Below are 19,410 nucleotides of genomic sequence, written 5' to 3'. Positions count from 1 at the left end.
CCGGTGGTGTGGGGTGTGGCCGCCGCGCTCGTCGCGAACGTCCTGTACAGCACCGGCTTCGTCCTGGAGAAGCGGGCGCTGGCCGGCATGCCGCCGCTGAGCGCCGCACAGCCGGGCCGGGTCCTGGTCCTGCTGGCCAGCAGGCCCCTGTGGATCTGCGGGGCCGCGGCACTCGCCCTGGGGTTCGCCGCGCAGGTGACCGTCTACCGCACCCTGCCGATCGCCGCCGCCCAGGGCCTGTTCCTGTCCGGGCTGGTCCTCCTGCTGGTGCTCTCGTCGGCCGTCCTCGGGGAGCGGCCCTCCGGCCGCGAGCGGCGCGCGGTGGCGGTCATCGGACTGTCGCTGGTGATGGTGGTGGCCTCGCTGTCCGGGACCGGCGAGGAGATCGGCCGCACCGCGCCCGCGGGCGTCCTGCTGGCCCTGTGCGTACCGGCGCTCGCGGCCGGTCTGGCGCTCTACTCGGCCGCCGAGCGGCGCGCCCGCCGGCGCCACCGGCAGCCGACCACCGGTGTGGCCTACGCGGTCGCGGTCGGGCTGATCTACGGCGTCAGCTCCCTCGCCATCAAGGGCGTCTCCGGGCACCTGGAGGGCACGGACCTGCCGGGTTCCGTACCCGCCCTGCTGGCCTCCCCGTACCCGTACCTCCTCCTGCTGACGGGGGGCAGCGGACTGGTGCTCTCGCAGACCGCCCTGCAGCGCTGCCGGGCGTCGCTGATCGTCCCGGTGTGCTCGACGGTGGCCTGCGTGTTCACCATCGTGAGCGGCACGATCGCGTTCGACGAGCCGCTGCCCGACGACCCGCCGCGGCTGCTGCTGCGCCTCGGCGGCATCGTGCTCGCCCTGACGGTCCTGCTCACCCTGCCGCGCCACGACGCGGACAACCCACCCGAAGGAATCCGGACATGAAGCCCGACGACCCGCTGCTGAAGATCCTGGCCTGCCCGCTCGACAAGGGGCCGCTGATCCTCGACGAGGACGGGGGCGCTCTCGTCAATCCGCGTCTGCGCCGCCGCTATCCGGTCGTCGACGGCATCCCGCAGCTGCTCCCGTCCTCCGGCGTGCCCGCCGACGAGGAGCGGCCCACCGGCGGGGGAGGGTCCGACCGGGACCGAGCCTGACCGTCCGCCAGGCGGAGGCGTACCTGACGAGCCGGGCGACGGCCGCCGCGTAGGCGATGCCGAAGACCAGGGAGGCCGCGAGGGCCAGGTGCTTGGAGACGTCGTCGAAGACCGGGTAGACCTGCCAGTGCGTCAGGTAGATGGCGAGTGAGCTGCCGGCGAGCAGACCGGCCGCCTGGTTGAGGCGGTGGCTGCTCGGCAGCGCCGGGAACCACACCAGCAGGCAGAAGCCGGCCATGACGAACAGCTCCCGGCGGGGCTCGCCGGGGAAGAAGCCCGGGACGGCGGCGAGGGCGGCGGCCGTCACCAGGAGCCGGTGCGCCGCGGTGCGGGACCGGGCCGCCGCCCAGCCGAGGGCGAAGAGCCAGAACACGGTGACCGCGTCGGTGATCTCGGCACGGGCCGGCAGGCCCACGACCTCGTAGCGGGCGAGGAGTCCGATCCCGGCCAGGGCGACCGGCAGCCCGTACGGGAAGCGCTGCTCCAGCCCGTGCACGGCGGGGATCGCGAGCAGCGCCGTCACGGCCAGCAGGATGTAGACGAGCGCCTCGACGAACCAGAGGTGGATGCCGGGCCCCATGTCCTGCGGCCAGAGCGCGTTGTGCAGCAGGAGCACGTTGGACAGGTCGTAGTCGTCGCTGATGAGCAGCGCGAAGGCGGTCCACGCCGCGGTGGGGACGGCGATCCGCGCGATGCTGCGGGCCGACCGCCGGGTCCGCTCGCGGCGCTCGGGCGAGGAGAGCAGGAAGCGGGCGAAGTTGTAGCCGGCGACCGCGAGCAGCAGATGGGCTCCGCCGCGCAGCTCGAAGAGGCGTATGTGCGAGCCGACGACGCACACGATGGCCACGGCGCGCAGGACGACGCTGGTCTCCACGCTGCGGCGCCGGGGCCGCCGTCCCCCTCCGCCCCGCGGGCCGGGCGTGCGCGGCTGTGCGAGCTCGCGGATGGGTGCGGTGTGCCAGTGGAGCGGCAGCCGGCCCAGGCGCTGTTCGAGCTGGAGGGACATCTCGACGTACGACAGGGAGTCGCCGCCGAGGGAGACGAAGGAGCTGTCCGGTGTCACGTCCGGGCGGTCCAGGACGCGGGCGTAGAGGGCGCACAGCTCGTCCGCGCCCTCCGGCCCGCCCACCGGGCCGGGGCCGGCCGGGTCGGGGCCCGGCGACGCGGCGCTGCCGGCCGGGGAGGGCTCCGACGCCGGGGCGGGGCCGGCCGGGGCGGCGCCGGACGGCTGGGCGAGTGCGCGTACGGACGGGTAGTCGGGCTTGCCGTTGGCCAGCCGGGGCAGTTCGGGCAGCAGGTGGACGTGGACGGCGCGCGCCGGCAGGCCGCACTCCGCCGCGACCCGCCCGCGGATCCGCCGCTCGTCCCACCCGTCCGCGCGGACGACGGCGAGGACGAGGCGGTCGTCGTCGCCCGCGCACAGGGCGTCGAGCCCGTGCCGGGCGAGGAGCGCCTCGATCCGCTGCGGGTCGACGCGCAGGCCGAGGATCTTGAGGAAGCGGCTGCGCCGGCCGACGATCTCGTACAGGCCGTCCTCGGTGCGGCGGGCGAGGTCGCCGGTGCGCAGTGCGTCGACCGTGCGGCCGAGTGCGAGGTCCGCGGGGGTGCGGGCGTACCCGAGCATGACGTTCGGCCCGGTGTAGACGAGCTCGCCGACGCCGTCGCCCTGCCCGGCCGCCTCGTCGGCCGGCTCCAGGCGGAAGGCGCCGCCGGGGACCGGCACGCCGATCGCCCCGGGGTGCTCGGCGGCCAGGTCGGGCGGCAGGTACGCCATCCGCGCGGTCGCCTCGGTCTGGCCGTACATGACGAACAGGTCCCAGCCGCGCCGCCGTCCGAGCCGGGCGTGGTGCGCGACCCGCTCGGGGGCCAGCCGGCCGCCCGCCTGCGTGACGTAGCGCAGGTGGGGGAGGTCCATGTCGGCGAAGCCGACCCGGTCGAGGAGGTCGAAGGTGTACGGGACGCCGGCGAGCGAGGTGCCGCGGGCGCGGCGGAAGAGGTCCCAGAAGCAGGGGTCCGCCACGGAGAGTCCGGTCAGGACGACACCGGCGCCGCGCAGCAGATTGCTGTGGATCACGGAGAGGCCGTAGCAGTAGTGCATCGGCAGGGTGGTCGCGGCGCGGTCGGTGTCGCGGATGCCCAGATAGGCGGCGATCGACTCGGCGTTGGCCTGCAGGTTCTCGTACGAGAGCCGGACGAGCTTGGGGGAGCCGGTGGAGCCCGAGGTGCTGAGCAGCAGCGCGAGGTCGGGGTGGAGGGCGTGGGCGGAGCCGGCGCGCCGCTCCTCGATCCGTGGCTCCCCGCCCGCCTCGGGGTGGACGACGACGTCGGGGTCGTAGGCGGCGGTGAGCGCGGCGACGGACTCCGGGTGGTCGCCGGGGACCAGCAGCACCACGTGGCCGGCCGCGAGGGCGGCGAGGTGGGCGGTGAGCGCGGCGACGGTGTTGGCGCCGCGCAGCAGGACCAGCCGGCGGCCGAGGCCGAGGCGCGCGGCCGTCTCCGCGACCCGCCCGGCCAGCTCGCGGTAGGAGAGTTCGCGCTCGGAGGTGACCACGGCGGTGCGGTCGCCGTGCCGCGCGAGGTCGCGGGCGAGCGGGAGGCCGCCGGCGAGGGGCCGGTCGCCCGGGGCGGGCGGGGTGCCCGTGACAGGCCGGTCGCCGCCCGGGGCGGACAGGGCGCCGGGGCGGGGCAGGGCGCCGGGGTGGGGCAGGGCGCGGCCTCCGGCGGCCGGGGCGGGCCGGGCGGCGGGCGGGAGTGTCATGGGCGCATCGTAGGTAAGCCTTTCCTTACGCAAAACGGGGGGAGGGGCTCCGGATGCCTGCCCGCGACCTCGCCGTTACCAAAGCCTGACTTGACGCTTAGGTTAGCTTCGCCTTATCAATGCCGTATTCACAGGTTCGTTCGACCCACCCCTGCAGGAAGGCCCCACCCGCATGCGCCGCCCCTCGGCCCGCACCCTCACCGCGCTCGTCGCGGCCGCTCTGCTCGGCCCCCTGCTGTCCGCTTGCGGTAGCGACGAACCGGCCGACCTCGTCATCTACTCCGGGCGCAACGAGAACCTGGTGAAGCCGCTCATCGAGAAGCTGGAGAAGCACCTCGGCGCCGAGGTCGAGGTCCGCTACGGCGACAGCGCCGAGCTCTCCGCCCAGCTCCTGGAGGAGGGCGACACCACCGAGGCGGGGCTCTTCCTCTCCCAGGACGCGGGCGCCCTCGGCGCGCTCTCCAAGGAGGGGCGCCTCGCGCCGCTCCCGCAGGCCACCCTCGACAAGGTCGCCCCGGCCTACCGCGGCTCCGCCGGCGACTGGACCGGCGTCAGCGGCCGGGTCCGCGTCCTCGGCTACAACCCGGCGCAGGTCCCCACCCCGCCCAGCAGCGTCCACGACCTGGTCAAGCCCGAGTGGAAGGGCAAGATCGGCTTCGCCCCCACGAACGCCTCCTTCCAGGCCTTCGTCACCGGCATGCGCGTCCTGGAGGGCGACGACGCCACCCGCGCCTGGCTCAAGGGCCTGAAGGCCAACGAGCCCAAGGCGTACGACAACAACCTCAAGATCCTGGAGGCCGTCGACAAGGGCGAGGTCCCGATCGGCCTGATCAACCACTACTACTGGTACGAGAAGGCCGCCGAGACGGGCGCCGGCAAGCTGAAGGCGAAGGTGCACTACCTGCCCGCGGGCGACCCGGGCGGCCTCGTCAACGTCGCCGGGGCCGGCGTCCTGAAGGGCGCCGACGAGAAGCAGGCCGCGTACGCCCGCAAGGCCGTCGACTTCCTCCTCTCCACCGAGTCCCAGGAGTACTTCGCCGCGGAGACCAAGGAGTACCCCCTGGTCGCGGGCGTGAAGACGGCCGAGGGCGTCCCGCCGCTGGACAGCCTCCAGCCCCCGAAGATCGACCTCGGCAGGCTCGACTCCCTCAAGCAGACCCTGGCCATGCTCCAGGACACCGGACTGGTCTGAGGTGACCGCACCGGACGCCCCGGCCCGGCCCGCCGACGACGCGCCGCCCGGCGACGCCGCCCGGCCCGCCGACACCGCCCGCCCGCCGCGCGCCCCCGCGCCCGGCGCGGTCCAGCCTCGGCCGGGCCGCGGCGGGCGGGTGCGGGGGCGGGTGCGCGCCGGCGGCCGGCTCTCCCCGCTCCTCGTCGTACCCGCCCTCGCGGCCGCCCTGCTCGCCGTCCTGCCGCTGGGCTACCTCGCCGTGCGCGCCCTCGAACGCGGCCCGGCCTACGCCTGGGACGTCGTCGCCGACGCGCGCACCGGCGAACTGCTCCTGCGCAGCCTCGGCCTGACCGCCGCCGTCGTCGCGGCCTGCCTGCTCATCGGCGTCCCGCTCGCCTGGCTGACCGTCCGCACCGCCCTGCCCGGCGCCCGCGCCTGGTCCGTGCTCGTCACCCTGCCGCTGGCCGTGCCCAGTTACGTCACCGCCTTCGCCTGGCTGTCCGCCGCGCCCTCGCTGGCCGGCTTCACCGGCTCGGCCGTCGCCCTGACCCTGGCCTGCTTCCCGTACGTGTACCTCCCGGTCGCCGCCGCGCTGCGCGGCACCGACCCCGGGCACGAGGAGGCGGCCCGCTCCCTCGGCCACGGGCCGCTGCGCACCTTCCTGCGCGTCACCCTGCCCCAGCTGCGCCCCGCCGCGGCCGGCGGCGCCCTGCTCGTCGCGCTGTACGTGCTCTCCGACTTCGGCGCCGTCTCGCTCATGCGGTACGACACCTTCACCCGGGGCATCTACACCTCCTACCGGGCCAGCTTCGACCGCACCCCGGCCGCCGCCCTCAGCGCCGTGCTCGTCGTCATGACCGTGCTCCTCGTCGCCGCCGAGACCCGCAGCCGGGGCCGCGCCGCCTACGCCCGCACCGGCAAGGGGGCCGCGCGCCCGGCCGTGCCGGCGCCGCTGGGGCGGCTGCGGCCGCTCGCCCTCGCCTGGTGCGGGACCGTCGTCGCCCTGGCGGTCGGCTTCCCGCTCGCCACGCTCGGCTACTGGCTGGCCGTCGGCACCTCCGCCACCTGGGACCCGGCCGCGCTCACCGCCACCGCGCTCACCACGCTCGGCGTGGCCGCCGGGGGCGCCGCGCTCACCACCCTGCTCGCGCTGCCCGTCGGCGTCATCGCCGCGCGGGGGCGCGGCCGGCTCGCCCGCCTCCTGGAACAGGCCGCGTACGCGGGCCACGCCGTGCCCGGCATCACCGTCGCCCTCGCGCTGGTCTTCTTCGCCGTCCGCTACGCCCGCCCGGTCTACCAGGAGACGCCGCTGCTGGTCTGCGCGTACGCGGTGCTCTTCCTGCCGGTCGCGGTGGGCGCCACCCGCGCCGCCGTGCTCCAGGCGCCGCCCGTCCTCGACGACGTGGCCCGCTCGCTGGGGCGCGGCCCCTTCGGCGTGCTGCGCGAGGTCACCGTGCCGCTGGCGGCTCCCGGCATCGCGGCCGGGGCGGCCCTCACCTTCGTCGTCTGCATGAAGGAGCTCCCCGCCACCCTGCTCCTGCGGCCCACCGGCATGGACACCCTCGCCACCCGGCTGTGGACGGAGACCGGCACGGGGTCCTTCGCGGCGGCGGCCCCCTACGCGATGGCGCTGATCCTGCTGGCCGCGATCCCCTCCTACCTCCTCGGAAGGCACCGCACATGAACGAGCTCGACGTCCGCCGGGTCGTCAAGGCGTACGGACCGGGGGCGCCCGTCCTCGACGGGCTCGACCTGAGCGTCCCCGGAGGCGCGCTCGCTGCCGTCCTCGGCCCGTCCGGCTGCGGCAAGACCACCCTGCTGCGGGTGATCGCCGGCTTCCTGAAGGCCGACTCCGGCAGCGTCAGCGTCGCCGGGCGGCTCCTCGGCGGCCCCGGCGTCCACCTGCCGCCCGAGCGGCGCCGCATCGGGATCGTCCCCCAGGAGGGCGCCCTCTTCCCGCACCTCACCGTGGCCCGGAACATCGCCTTCGGGCTCCGCGACCTCGGCCGGGCCGACCGGCGCGCCCGCGTGGGTGAGATGCTCGACCTGGTCGGCCTGCCCGGCCACGGCGAGCGCATGCCGCACGAACTCTCCGGCGGCCAGCAGCAGCGCGTGGCCCTCGCCCGCGCGCTCGCGCCCCGGCCCCACCTCGTGCTGCTCGACGAGCCGTTCAGCGCGCTCGACAGCGGGCTGCGCGGGGCCGTACGGGCGGAGGTCCGCGCCGTGCTGCGGGAGAGCGGCGCCACCGGCCTGCTGGTCACCCACGACCAGCAGGAGGCCCTGTCCACCGCCGACCTCGTCGCCGTGCTCCGCGCCGGGCGCGTCGTGCAGTGCGGGACGCCGGAAGCGCTCTACCACCGGCCCGCCGACCCGTGGCTGGCCTCGTTCGTCGGCGACGCCGTCCTCGTGCCGGGCACGGCCGAGAAGGGGACGGCGACGACCGCCCTCGGACGCGTCCCCCTGGCGAGCGCCCCGGACGGGCTCCGCGACGGCCTGGTCCTCCTGCGCCCCGAGCAGCTCCGGCTGGCCGAGCCGGACGCGGCGGGCGCGGGCGCCTCGGGCGTGGTGACCGACGTGCGCTTCTTCGGGCACGACGCCATGGTCACCGTGGCGGTGGACGGCCTGGACCGGCCGGTGGACGTCCGCACCCCCGGCCCGCCGGGGCAGGTACCGGGCCGCAGGGTCGGCATCCGCCTCACCGGCGAGGCCACCCTCCACCCGCACACCGCCTGAGGGCCCGGCGGCACCCCCCTCACCCCGCGTCCCACGCCCCCTCGCGGCCCCGTATGAAGTCGTACGCCTCCGCCGCGCGGAAGGCGCCCTGGCCGCCGGGGAAGAGGAGGCCCGCCTCCAGGAACGCCGGGGCCCGCGCCGTCGACGGCACGTACGGCACCGCCACGCAGCGCATGCCCGCCGCGTGGGCGGCCTCCGCGCCCGGCGGGGCGTCCTCCACGACGACGCACGCGGACGGGTCGGCGCCCAGGCGGCGCGCGGCCTCCAGGAACACGTCCGGCGCCGGCTTGCCGTGCGGGACCTCCTCGGCGGAGACCAGGGCGCCGAAGCGGCCGGAGAGCCCGGCGCCCGCGAGGACCGTCTCGATGGCCGCGCGCGACGAGCCGGACGCCACCGCCATGGGCACCCCGTCGGCGTGCAGCCGCTCGACGAGGAGCCGCATCTCGGGGAAGACCTCGGTCCCGGCGGACGCCAGCTCCAGGTAGTGCCGGTTCTTCCCGGCGAGCAGGTCCTCCAGCGGCGCGTCGATCCCGTGCTCCGCCTTCAGGGCCCGCAGCGTCTCCAGGGTGCCGATGCCGATGAAGTCGGTGTGGCGCTCCCAGGTGAAGCCGGTGACGCCGTGGGCGGCGAGGACCCGGCGGCCGGCCTCGTAGTAGTTCGGCTCGCTGTCGACCAGCGTGCCGTCGAGGTCGAAGAGGACGGCGGTCACCTGCTCCCCCCTCCGCTCGCGCGGGCGGCGCGGGCCTCCCGGCCCACCGACTCCACCAGCGGCAGGAGCCGGAACGGGACCCGCTCCCGCAGCGCCACCTCGGTCCGCGTCCGTACGACGCCCGGCAGTCTGATGAGCTGTTGGATGACGTCCTCCAGATGTGCGTTGTCCCGCGCGACCACGCGGGTGAGCAGGTCGCCTCCGCCGGTGATGGAGAACGCCTCGACGATCTCCGGTACGGCGGCGAGCGCGTCGCCCACCTCGTCCAGGTGGCCCTGGGTCACCTCGACGTGGACGAAGGCGAGCACCGGGTGCCCGAGCGCGGCGGGGGAGAGGAAGGGACCCGTACCCGTGACCACGCCGTCCCGCTCCAGCCGGTCGAGCCGCGCCTGGAGCGTGCCGCGGGCGATGCCGAGGATCCGCGCGTACTCCCGCACGCTCGTGCGGGGCTGTTCGATCAGCAGCCGGAGGATGCGTGTGTCCAGTTCGTCGACCGGCATGGTCCGTCGCCCCCTCGTCGGCCGGGCAGTCCGTAGGTCGACTGTACCAATGGCCCCGCACGGGCCGCCGAGGCCGGCCGACGGCCCGGCGGGGGCCGAATGGCCGAGGGCCGGTTCCCCGCGCCCGCCCGCCGGCTTGGCCGGAAATCGCCGAAACAAGGCCCGGACCGCGCCATACGGCCCGTGACCACGGGGTCGCCCTCCCCGGTGACGTGCGGGAGGCGGCCGTGTGTCGGATGAGCACACCGCAGGGCGACGCGTACCGTTGACGGCCCATGAGCTGCGGCGTATCACTTTCGGCTAGTGCCGTAACTCTCTCCTTCCAGGGAGGTGTTCCCTCTGTGGCGACGCGACGCGCGTTCCTCGCCGGCTCGACCGCAGTAATCTCCGCCACCCTCCTGCCCCCTTCTCCCGAAGCACACGCCGAGGCCGGGAGCCAGCTCATGCGTGAACCCCAGTACATCGGAATCCCGCTCAGCGACGTCCTCCTGCTCGGTGGCGCCGTCGCCCCCGGACCGTCCGGGAGGCAGGCCCTGTGGAACGCGTCGACGGGCAAGCCCGCCCGCCTCAACGCCATGGACCCCACGACCGGCGACCTGCTGGTCAGCGCCCCCCTGACGGGCGGTGACGGCGCCTGGGCCGTGACCGCCGCGCCGAGCGGCGTCTACGCGGGCACCTACGGAAACGCGCACCTCTACCGCTGGGCACCGGGCTCCGGCGACACCGCCGAGGACCTGGGCCTCCCCGCCGCCGGGCAGACCTTCATCTGGGCGCTGGCCACCGACGCCGACGGCAAGGTCTGGGGCGGGACGTTCCCCGGCGGCAAGGTCTTCCGCTTCGACCCCGCCACCCGCGCCTTCACCGACTTCGGGCAGGCCGTCCCCGGCCAGACGTACGTGCGCAGCATCGCCTGCGCCGGCGGCAAGGTGTACAGCGGCTCCTACGCCGCCGCCCACATCGCCGAACTCGACCCCGCCACCCGCACCTTCACCCAGCTGCCCGCCCCGCCGGGGCTGGGCACGGTCACCGGCAAGCCGGTCTACGACCTCAACGCGTACGACGGCCGGCTGTACGCCCGCATCGGCTCCGACGCCCCCAACCCGCTGTACGTCTTCGACCTCGCCACCCGCACCTGGTCGGACCCCATCCCGGAGGTCCACGGCCTGAGCGTCTGCCCGCCCGGCGAGGACGGGGCCGTCTACTTCTTCCAGCACGGCGAGCTGCGCCGCTACGACCCCGCCACCGGCGCCAACACCGGCACGGGCCTCGTCCTGTCCGGCAAGGTGCAGAACGCCCGCTCCTTCGGCTGGGCCGAGCTGGGCCTGCCCGACTACCCCGGCCGGAGCGTCGTCGGCACCCTGTGGCGCGGCGACATGTTCCGGTACAACCCGGCCACCGGTGCGCACGCCGTCCTCGGGACGAAGGTGCGCAAGGAGCCGATCGACGTCCAGGCCCTCGCGGCCGGCGGCCGCCGCACGGTCTACGCGGGAGGCTTCCTCAACGGCGGCCTGTCGGCCGTCGACACCACCACGGGCCTGCCCTCGTTCCACCGCTTCGGCCAGATCGAGGCCATCCTGCGCGACTCCGAGGGCACCGTGTGGATCGGCCAGTACCCGGACGCCCGGCTGTTCCGCTACCGCCCCGGACAGCCGTGGAACAGCCCCGAGTACTCCCCGGAGGGCCCGCCCGGCACCCCCGCCAACCCCGAGGTCGTCCTCACCCTCAAGCCCGAACTCCAGGCGCGCGCCCGGTGCCTGGCCGAGACGGACGGGAGGATCGCGGTCGGCACGGTCCCGGACGGCAACCGCCTCGGTGGCGGACTCGCGGTGTACGACAAGGCGACCGGCGAGTCGACGTTCACGCGCAACGTCGTCCAGGACATGTCGATCATCGCCCTCACCGCCGACGACGGTGTCGTCTACGGAGGCGCCTCCATCTTCGGCGGCCTCGGCACCACCCCGCCCACCCGGACGGCCGGCGCCGTCTTCGCCTGGGACGTGGCCCGCGCGCGCAAGCTGTGGGAGCTGGAGCCGGCCGAGGGGATCGCCTCGGTCAGCGCGGTCGAGGTGGCCGCCGGCGTCGTCTGGGCCCTCGCCGGGCACTCGCTGTTCGCGATCGACCCGGAGGAGCCGCGCGTCCTGCGGCGCCTGGAACTGGGCACCCGCAGCAACGACGGGGCGATAGTGGTCAGCCGCCGCAAGCTGTACGTCTCCGTCGACGGCGCGCTGATCTTCCGGGTCGACCCGTTCTTCCCGCAGCGGGACCCGCACCTGCTGGTCAACTTCCCCCACCGGCGCCTGACCGCCCACGAGGGGTGGCTGTACCTCAGCCGCGGCCCCGAGCTCTACAAGGTGGACGTGCGGCGCTGACCCCGGCCGGCGTCGGACCGCACCGTGTCGGCCGGTTTCGACCGGAGTTCCTCCGGTGTTGTTCCGTGTCGTCGCGTGTCTTCCCGTGCCATTGACAGCCCGATTTGTGCCCGGTTACTTTCGGCCCAGACCGTAAGTGACCGGGCACGCGTATCCTTCTCAGGCCTTGCGGAGGCCCTCCATGACGACAGGCTTCAAGCGCGCCACCACCCCGCTCGCCCTCCTCGCCGCGGCCGCCCTGCTGGCCGGCTGCGGCGGCGACGGCGGGAACGGGCCGAACGACGTCACCGTGTGGATGTACCCCGTCATCGCGGACCCGAAGGCCAACTCCGCCTACTGGGAGCGGATCGAGAAGGACTTCGAGGCGGCCACCCCCGGCACCACGGTCACCATCGAGGAGCAGCCCTGGGAGAACCGCGACGAGAAGCTCGCCACCGCCTTCGGCAGCGGCAAGGGCCCCGACGTGGTCCTGCTCAACCCCGACCAGGTCCCGCAGTACCTCGCGGGCGGCGCCCTCCAGCCCGTCGACAAGGCGGTCGAGAGCATCAAGGAATCGTTCCTGCCGAACGCCCTCGACGCCCTCACCCACGACGGCAGGCTCTACGCGGTGCCCATCTACCACACCGTCACCACGACGCTCTACAACAAGCGACTCCTCGACCGGGCCGGCATCGACAAGCCCCCCGCCACCTGGGACGAGGTCAGGGCGGCGGCGCCCAAGCTGAAGGCGGCCGGCGTCGCCACCCTGGACTACTCGGCGAGCAACGAGGCCACCCTCAACCTCAACTTCTACCCCCTGCTGTGGCAGGCGGGCGGCTCGGTCTTCTCCGAGGACGGGAAGAAGGCCGCCTTCAACGGGCCCGAGGGCGTCGCCGCCCTCACCTTCGTCACCGACCTCTACAAGGCCGGCGCCGTCCCCAAGTCGGCCCTCACCAACACCAACATCTTCGCCGACCACCCCATGGGCGAGCAGCAGGTCGCCATGGCCTTCTCCAGCACCTCGGCCGACGCCGACCTGGCCCGCAAGACGTGGGGCGCCGGGAACGTCGTCGTCGGCAAGCCCCTCCGCGACGCCGAACAGGTCTCCTTCGGCGTCCCCGGCGGCCTCGGCCTCAGCGCCAAGGCCCGCAACACGGCCGGCGCGCAGAAGTTCCTCGCCTACATGGCGGCGCCGGAGCGCATCCGCAGCCTCGGCGAGGCGAGCGGCTTCCTCTCGCCGCGCACCGACGTGACGGTGCCCAGCGACGCCCCGTACGCCAAGCAGTTCCAGGAGGCGCTGCCCTACGCCTACCCCGGAGAGCCGAGCCCCGTGGCCCGCCAGGTGATGTCCCTGATCGCCCCCGAGATCCAGGCGGCCCTCACCGGGCGCAAGAGCCCCAAGGAGGCCCTGGACGCGGCCGCCGCGCAGGCCGACGACCTCCTGGCGCGGCAGCGTTGACGGCGGGTACGGCCGGCGAGCGGACCGCGCCCACCCCCGAGCCGGTCGCCGTACCCGGCCCGGCCCGCCCGGCGGGCCGCCCGCCGCGCCCGGTCCGCCGCCGCGAGGCACGCGTCGGCCTGCTGTTCGTCGCGCCGATGCTGCTGCTCTTCACGGTCTTCCGCTTCGGCCCGACGATCGGCGCCGCGTTCCTCTCGCTCACCGACTACCGGCTCAGCGGCGACTGGCGGTTCATCGGCGTCGAGAACTACGCCCGGCTCCTGGACGACGACCTGTTCTGGTCCAGCCTCGGCGTGACCGCCCTCTACACCCTCTTCTTCGTCCCGCTGACCGTCGGGCTCTCGCTCGGCACGGCCCTGCTGCTGCACCGCACCCTGTGGCTGCGCGGATTCTTCCGGGGCGTGTTCTTCCTCCCGTACGTCACCAGCATCGTGCTCGCCGCCGTCATCTGGAAGTGGATCTACGACGTGGAGGACGGCCTGCTCAACGCGGCGCTCGGCGTCCTCTCCCTGGGCCCCGTCGACTTCCTCGGCGACGAGCGGCTCGTCCTGCCGGCCATCGCCGCCACCTCCGCCTGGAAGGGCTTCGGCTACTCCATGCTGATCCTCCTCGCCGGGCTCCAGTCCATCCCGCGCGAGGTCTCCGAGGCCGCCGTCATCGACGGCGCCACCGGCTGGCGGCGGCTGCGCTGGGTGACGCTGCCGCTGCTGCGCCCCGTCCTCTTCTTCGTCCTGGTCGTCGAGGCGATCGGCGCGTTCCAGGTCTTCGACGCGATGTACGTGATGACGGCGGGCGGTCCGGTGCGCGCCAGCTACTCCCTCGTCTACCTGCTGTACGACACGGGCTTCAAGTTCTTCGACTTCGGCTACGCGAGCGCGCTGGGACTGGTCCTGTTCCTGGTGGTCCTGGTGTTCTCGCTGATCCAGCGCCGGCTGATCGGACGGGACGACTGATGGCGAGACTGCGGCTGCCGGTCCTGCTGGCCCTGGTGGGGCTGGTGACCATGACGCCCTTCGCGGTGATGGTGCTGGTCGCGTTCGCGCCGCCGGGCGGCAGGACCCTGCCGGGCGCCTTCGACCTGACCCGCGCCACGTGGGAGAACTTCTCCGCCGTCCTGTCCGGCGCCGACATCACCCGCTGGGCCGCGAACTCCCTCGTGTACTCGCTGGTGTCGGTCGTGCTGATCCTGCTGTTCTCCTCCATGGCCGGGTACGCCTTCGCGAAGAAGCGGTTCCCCGGGCGCGAGGTGCTGTTCTGGTCGTTCCTGGCGACCCTGATGGTGCCCTTCCAGGCGACCCTCGTCCCGTACTTCGTCCTCGTCTCGCGGCTCGGCGGCGTGGACACGTACTGGGGCCTGATCGTGCCGACCCTCGCCAACTCGCAGGCCGTCTTCCTGATGCGGCAGTTCATCGCGCAGCTCCCCGACGAGCTGTTCGAGGCGGCGAGGATCGACGGGGCCTCGGAGTGGCGGATCTACACCACCGTGGTCGTCCCGCTCATCACCCCCGTCCTGGCGACGCTCGGCGTCTTCGTCTTCCTGTGGCACTGGAACGACTTCCTGTGGCCGCTCGTCATCGGCCAGTCCTCGCGGATGCACACCCTCACCGTCGGCCTGGCCACGCTGGAGGGGGAGAACGTCGCCGTCAACCAGATCATGGCCGGGGCGACCATCACGGTCCTGCCCTGCCTGCTGGTCTTCGGCCTCCTCCAGCGCTACCTGACCGACTCCATCGCCACGACGGGCCTGAAGAACTGACCCCCGGCCCCCGGCCCCGACCGGGCCCCCGGCCCCCGGCCCCGACCGGGCCCCACGCCCCGGCCCCCGGCTCCCGGCCCGCGGACCGGGCCCGCGCGCCGGGGTCAGGCGGCGCGCAGCCGCGGCAGCACGTCCGTGCCGTACGCCTCGATGGCGCGCAGCGCGTCCGCCTGCGGCATGCCGGGCGGCTGGACGCGCAGGACCACGCCGTCGGCGCCCATCGCCGCGTAGCGGCCGAGGCGGTCGGCGCACTCCCCGGGCGAGCCGATCACCGAGCGGGCCGCGATGTCGTCCCACTCCTGCGCGTACCGCGCGGCGTCCTGCGAGGTCCGCTTCCAGCCGCCGTACGCGTCGTACAGCCCGCGAAGCGGCTCCTCCAGCGCGGCCCGCGCCGCCTGCGTGGTGGGCGCGCAGTAGCCCTCGCGGCAGACGATGACCTCCGCGCCGAGACTGCCGGCGCCCCGCGGGTACGAGAGGTACTCGGCGATCTTGCCGGGCAGGTCCGCGTCCAGCTCGTTGAACGAGGTCGTCCAGCCGTCGCACATCCGCGCCGTCCGCTCCAGCGCCGCCGGCACCCGCCCGCCGTTCCACAGGCGCGGACGCGGGCTCTGCACCGGGCGCGGCGACAGGAACGCCCCGTCCAGCGAGGTGAACCGGCCCTCGTGGCTCACCTCGTCCTCGGTCCACAGCCGCGTCACCAGCTCCAGGCACTCCTCGAAGCGGGCCACCCGCTCGCGCGGGTGCGTGCCGTACAGCGTGAACTCCTCCGGCCGGTAGCCGAGGACGAAACCGGCCGTCAGCCGGCCGCCCGACAGCACGTCGACGTGGGCGAGCGTCTCCGCGAGCCACACCGGGTGGTACACGGGTGCGATCAGCCCCGCCGTCGCCAGCCCGATCCGCTCCGTGTGCGCTGCCAGGTACGCCAGCGACGTCACCGCCTCGTGGTAGCCGGGGCGGTGCAGATGCCGCTCCCCGAGCACCACCCACGCGAAGCCCGCCTGCTCGGCGAGGCGCACCTGCTCCACCGCGTCGGCGAGGCGCGGCCGGTCCGCCTTGTCGGCGTACAGGTTGACGTAGAGGCCCAGGCGCATGGCACCGCTTCCTTCCCCTCGCGGCCTTGCTTTACGGTCCGGGCCGCAAAGGCTAGCGTGAACGCGCGCCGGGGCGACAGACCGCGAGACCGGACGACAGACCGTCAGACACCACCGTCCTACAGGGAGTCGTACATGTCCGCTACCGAGGAACTCGCCGGGCGGCTGCGCGGCACCGTCCTGCCCGCCGTGCTGACCCCCATGGACGCCTCCGGAGCCGTCGACTTCGCGGCGCTGCGCCGGTACGCCGAACGGATGGTCGCCGAGCGGATCGGCGGCGTCGCCGTGTGGGCGCACACGGGGCGCGGGCTGCACCTGGCCGAGGCCGACCGGCGGCGCGTGCTGGAGGTGTGGCGGGACGCCGTGGACCTGCCGGTCGTCGCCGGGGCGGGCGTGCCGCGCGCGCTGCGCGGCGCGCCGCTCGACGAGGCCGAGGACGCGGCGGTGGCCATGGCGGCGCGCGCCGCGGAGCTGGGCGCCGACGCCGTGATGGTCTACCCGGTGGCCCGCCACCACGCGCTGCCCGACGGCGAGGAGCGGGCGGCGCGGCTCCACGAGCGGGTCGCCGAGGCGAGCGGACTGCCCGTGCTGGGCTTCCTCCTGCACGGCGAGGCGGGCGGCTACCCGTACGCGCCGGGGCTGGTCCGGCGGCTGCTGGAGCAGCCCTCGACGGCCGGCATCAAGATCGCCACCCTGGACCGGGCGGTGGACTGCCAGGACGCCCTCAGGGCGGCGGAGGGCACCGGGGCGCTGCTGGTCACCGGCGAGGACCGGATGTTCGGCCCGTCGCTGATGTGGGGCGCCGACACGGCCCTGGTGGGCATCGCCGCCGCCCGCGCGGGGCTCACCGGCGCCGTGCTGGACGCCTGGACGGCCGGGGACGCCGCCGGGTTCCTGCGGGCGTCGGGGCGGCTCGACCGGTTCGCCGAGGCCACGTTCCTCGCGCCCATCGAGGGATACGTGCAGCGGATGCTGTGGGCCGCGGTGTGGGAGGGCGCCATCCCCGAGGAGGCCGCCTTCGACCCGTACGGGCCGCCGCTGCCCGACGCCGAGCGGCGCGCCGTCGTCGCCTGCCTGGAACGGCTCGCCAAGGAGGACGGCGCCGCCGCCTGAGTCCCCGGCGGCGGAGGCCCGCGGCCCGGTGGCCGGACGGGGGCCGGCACGGCCCCGGTGGGCACCGCCGCCGCCCGCGCGGGGCGCGTCGGCGCCGTCCCGGACGCCTGGACGGCGGCGGTCGCCGCCGGGATCAGCCGGCCGCCGCGCGCCGGTGGGCGCGGCGCAGGGCGCCCGCGATCCGGTCGACGTGCTCCTCCCCGTACGCCTCGTTCCACGGCAGCGCCAGCAGCGTCCGGCCGATCAGCTCCTCCGCGCGCGGGCACAGCCCCGCACGGCCGCCGGGCACCGCCGGATTGGCGTACAGGGGCCGCTCCAGGTAGCCGGGCAGCGCCGGGACGCCCTCGGCCGCCAGCTCGCGGGCCCAGCGCCCGTTCTCCCCGACGAGCAGCGGGAACATCCACCACGCGTGCCCGGCCGGGTCCCCGGCGAGCGCCACCCCGTCCAGGCCGTCCAGCGCGGCGAGCAGCAGCGCCGCCGACGCGCGCCGGGCCCGCACGACCCCCTCGACCTTGGCGAGCTGTGCCCGCGCCACCGCCGCGACCAGCTCCGGCATGCGGTAGTTGAGGCCCATCTCGCGGTGGATCCGGCCCTCGGAGCGGTCCCAGCCCTTGTCCATGAACAGCCGCATCCGCCGGGCCAGCTCCGGGTCGTCCGCGACGGCCAGACCGCCGTCGCCCGCCGTGACGTGCTTGAACTGCTGCAGGCTGAAGCAGGCGATGTCGCCCACCGTGCCGAGCCGCCGCCCCGAGGCGTCCTCGCCCAGCCACGCCTGCGCGCAGTCCTCGACCAGCGGCAGCCCGTGCCGGTCGCACACCTCCCGCAGCCGCGCCGCGTCCGCCGCTCCGCCGAACAGGTGCACGGCGACGACCGCCCGCGTCCGCGGGGTGATCGCGGCGGCCACGGCCTCCGGGTCCAGGTTGCCGTCCCCGGCGCGCACGTCCGCGAACACCGGCCGCGCCCCCTGCGCCAGTACCGGTGCCACCGTGCCGAAGTCGGAGATCGGCGTCGTCACCACCTCGTCGCCCGGCCCGACCCCGCACGCCGCGACCGCCAGGTGTAGCGCCGCCGTACCGGACGAGCACGCCACCGCGTGCGGGCGGCCGTACAGCCGCGCCATCTCCGCCTCCAGCGCGCGCGCCTCGCCGCCGAACGCGCTGCACAGCACCCCGGAGTCGAGGACCCGCAGCACCGCCGCGCGCTCCTCCTCGCCGAGCGTCCTGCCGGCCGGCTCCAGCACGGTCGGCAGGGGGATTTCCCGTTCGGGCATCGGGCTACTATCCTTCCGCCAGACACGCGGTTACGGCCTGGGCCGAAACTAGGGCGCCGGTGGACCGGCGTCAACCGGCCCCGCGGACGCCGCCCCGGACGAACGGAGACCGGCCGATGGCCCTCACGGTCGGCGTGACAGGTCCCGAGGACCTGGTGGACAAGGTGCTCGCCGTCGGCGGCGACACCGGGGGCGCCCGGCTGCGCGCCCTGCCCTACCGGCACGAGGACGAGACGCCCGACGTCGTCCGCGCGGCGGGCCCCCACGTGGACGCGCTGCTGTTCACCGGGGTCGTCCCCCACACCCTCGCCGCCGACGCCGGCCTGCTCGACCGGCCCGCCATGTACGTCCCGTACAGCGGCGCCACCCTGCTGCGGGCGCTCGTGGAGCTGCTCAGGCTCGGCCACGACGTCTCCCGCGTCTCCATCGACACCATCGGCCGCGCCGAGGTGGCGGAGACCCTCACCGAGGCCCGGCTGCCCACCGAGCACGTCCGCGTGCTGCCCCACCGGCCCGGCCTCACCTCCCGCGACCTGGTCGACTTCCACCTCGACGCGCACGAGCGGCACGGCGCCACCGCCGCGCTCACCTGTCTGGGCTCCGCCTACCACCAGCTGGAGCACCGCGTCCCCGCCGTCCGGCTCGCCCCGTCCCGCCACTCCATACGGGCGACCCTGCGGGCCCTCGTCCTCGCCACCGCCGGCGCCCACAGCGGCGACGCCCAGATCGCCCTCGGCATCGTCGACCTGCCCGCCGCCGACGAGGAGCTCGCCGCGGACCTCGCCGTCCTCGGCGGCAGTCTCGCCGGGCTCCCGGACGGCAGCCGCCTCGCGGTGACCACGCGCGGCGCGCTGGAGCAGGCCACCGACCACTACACCCGCCTGCCGTTCCTCGACGGGCTCGCCGCCCGGCACGGCACCGCCCACGTCGGCTTCGGCCTCGGCCGCACCGCCGCCGAGGCGGAGGTCCTGGCCCGGCGGGCCGTCAACCGGGCCCGCGCGGTCGGGCCGGTCGCGGGCGTCGTCTCCCTGAAGGACGACACCGACATCGTCATCGCCCACGGCACCGGGGGCGCCCCGCGGCCCGCCGCCGGGCCGGACGGCGCCGGACTGCTCGCCCGCCGCGCCGGGCTCGACCCGCGGACGGTGGAGCGGCTGCGGGAGCTGGTCGCGGCGCAGGACGAGGCCGGCGTCACCGCCCACCGCGTCGCCGAGCACCTGGCCGTCCAGCAGCGCACCGCCCGCCGCATCCTCAAGCGCCTGGAGCGCGCCGGGGTCGCCGTCCCCCTCGGCAGCCTCCAGGAGGGCCGCACCGGCCGGCCGCCGATCGTCTACCGCGTACGTCTCTAGGCCCGACGCCGACGGCGGGGCCGCGTCCAGGA

Annotated in this window: 15 protein-coding genes and 1 pseudogene; 11 read left to right on the top strand and 5 right to left on the bottom strand. The window is 75.2% G+C overall.

The window, feature by feature from the left end; translation table 11 throughout:
* Window positions 1-3: 3 nt before the first annotated feature.
* Both CP974_RS02255 and CP974_RS02250 read left to right on the top strand, forming a co-directional pair.
* Entirely contained in the window at window positions 4-906 is a 903-nt protein-coding gene (locus tag CP974_RS02255) for a DMT family transporter (RefSeq protein ID WP_174887728.1), read from the top strand.
* A complete protein-coding gene (locus CP974_RS02250; RefSeq protein WP_078915617.1) occupies window positions 903-1,118 on the top strand; it encodes a Trm112 family protein in 216 nt (71 codons plus the stop codon). Before CP974_RS02255 ends, CP974_RS02250 begins: the two co-directional genes overlap by 4 nt.
* 49 nt (window positions 1,119-1,167) lie before the next feature.
* Here CP974_RS02250 and CP974_RS29945 read toward each other — a convergent pair.
* Window positions 1,168-3,876, bottom strand: a pseudogene (locus tag CP974_RS29945) (AMP-binding protein); the annotation flags it as partial.
* Window positions 3,877-4,048: 172 nt separating this feature from the next.
* Here CP974_RS29945 and CP974_RS02240 point away from each other — a divergent pair.
* Genes CP974_RS02240 through CP974_RS02230 form a run of 3 tightly spaced genes read left to right on the top strand, consistent with a single transcriptional unit; the run spans window position 4,049 to window position 7,783 of the window.
* The gene (locus CP974_RS02240) at window positions 4,049-5,068 is read left to right on the top strand and encodes an iron ABC transporter substrate-binding protein (RefSeq protein ID WP_031132043.1); all 1,020 of its coding nucleotides are present in this window, start codon (window positions 4,049-4,051) and stop codon (window positions 5,066-5,068) included.
* A 1-nt stretch (window position 5,069) separates the two neighbouring features.
* Window positions 5,070-6,734 carry an ABC transporter permease gene (locus tag CP974_RS02235; RefSeq protein ID WP_085921251.1) on the top strand — a complete coding sequence of 555 codons (1,665 nt, stop codon included), beginning with the start codon at window positions 5,070-5,072 and terminating at the stop codon, window positions 6,732-6,734.
* Window positions 6,731-7,783: an ABC transporter ATP-binding protein gene (locus tag CP974_RS02230; protein ID WP_031131985.1), complete on the top strand. Its 1,053-nt coding sequence runs from the start codon at window positions 6,731-6,733 to the stop codon at window positions 7,781-7,783. The genes CP974_RS02235 and CP974_RS02230 overlap by 4 nt, the downstream gene beginning before the upstream one ends.
* A gap of 19 nt (window positions 7,784-7,802) precedes the next feature.
* On the opposite strand, the gene CP974_RS02225 is transcribed toward CP974_RS02230, so the two are convergent.
* Window positions 7,803-8,492, bottom strand: a complete 690-nt coding sequence (locus tag CP974_RS02225; protein ID WP_031131983.1) for an HAD family hydrolase — start codon at window positions 8,490-8,492, stop codon at window positions 7,803-7,805.
* Window positions 8,489-8,992, bottom strand: a complete 504-nt coding sequence (locus CP974_RS02220; RefSeq protein WP_031131981.1) for an Lrp/AsnC family transcriptional regulator — start codon at window positions 8,990-8,992, stop codon at window positions 8,489-8,491. Before CP974_RS02220 ends, CP974_RS02225 begins: the two co-directional genes overlap by 4 nt.
* Before the next feature lie 443 nt (window positions 8,993-9,435).
* Between CP974_RS02220 and CP974_RS02215 the strand changes: the two genes are divergently transcribed.
* From CP974_RS02215 to CP974_RS02200, 4 genes are all read left to right on the top strand, one after another.
* Complete coding sequence (locus CP974_RS02215) at window positions 9,436-11,361, top strand: ligand-binding sensor domain-containing protein (protein ID WP_223844331.1); 1,926 nt, start codon at window positions 9,436-9,438, stop codon at window positions 11,359-11,361.
* Window positions 11,362-11,542: 181 nt separating this feature from the next.
* Complete coding sequence (locus tag CP974_RS02210) at window positions 11,543-12,799, top strand: ABC transporter substrate-binding protein (protein WP_031131977.1); 1,257 nt, start codon at window positions 11,543-11,545, stop codon at window positions 12,797-12,799.
* Window positions 12,796-13,752 carry a carbohydrate ABC transporter permease gene (locus CP974_RS02205; RefSeq protein ID WP_031131975.1) on the top strand — a complete coding sequence of 319 codons (957 nt, stop codon included), beginning with the start codon at window positions 12,796-12,798 and terminating at the stop codon, window positions 13,750-13,752. Before CP974_RS02210 ends, CP974_RS02205 begins: the two co-directional genes overlap by 4 nt.
* A complete protein-coding gene (locus CP974_RS02200; RefSeq protein WP_031131973.1) occupies window positions 13,752-14,555 on the top strand; it encodes a carbohydrate ABC transporter permease in 804 nt (267 codons plus the stop codon). Before CP974_RS02205 ends, CP974_RS02200 begins: the two co-directional genes overlap by 1 nt.
* 104 nt (window positions 14,556-14,659) lie before the next feature.
* On the opposite strand, the gene CP974_RS02195 is transcribed toward CP974_RS02200, so the two are convergent.
* Window positions 14,660-15,646 (bottom strand): LLM class flavin-dependent oxidoreductase, encoded by a 987-nt coding sequence (locus CP974_RS02195; RefSeq protein ID WP_031131971.1) that lies wholly within the window; start codon window positions 15,644-15,646, stop codon window positions 14,660-14,662.
* 135 nt (window positions 15,647-15,781) lie between these two features.
* Here CP974_RS02195 and CP974_RS02190 point away from each other — a divergent pair, with 135 nt between their 5' ends.
* A complete protein-coding gene (locus CP974_RS02190) occupies window positions 15,782-16,759 on the top strand; it encodes a dihydrodipicolinate synthase family protein (RefSeq protein ID WP_031131969.1) in 978 nt (325 codons plus the stop codon).
* Between the two features lie 133 nt (window positions 16,760-16,892).
* Here CP974_RS02190 and CP974_RS02185 read toward each other — a convergent pair whose 3' ends face one another.
* Window positions 16,893-18,029, bottom strand: coding sequence for a DegT/DnrJ/EryC1/StrS family aminotransferase (locus CP974_RS02185; protein ID WP_031131967.1), 1,137 nt, complete (start codon window positions 18,027-18,029; stop codon window positions 16,893-16,895).
* A 116-nt stretch (window positions 18,030-18,145) separates the two neighbouring features.
* Here CP974_RS02185 and CP974_RS02180 point away from each other — a divergent pair, with 116 nt between their 5' ends.
* Complete coding sequence (locus CP974_RS02180) at window positions 18,146-19,378, top strand: response regulator (protein ID WP_031131964.1); 1,233 nt, start codon at window positions 18,146-18,148, stop codon at window positions 19,376-19,378.
* Window positions 19,379-19,410: the final 32 nt, after the last annotated feature.

The sequence above is a fragment of the Streptomyces fradiae ATCC 10745 = DSM 40063 genome, from assembly GCF_008704425.1.
Lineage (GTDB): Bacteria > Actinomycetota > Actinomycetes > Streptomycetales > Streptomycetaceae > Streptomyces > Streptomyces fradiae.
This window is presented reverse-complemented; position numbering and strand designations above follow the sequence as displayed.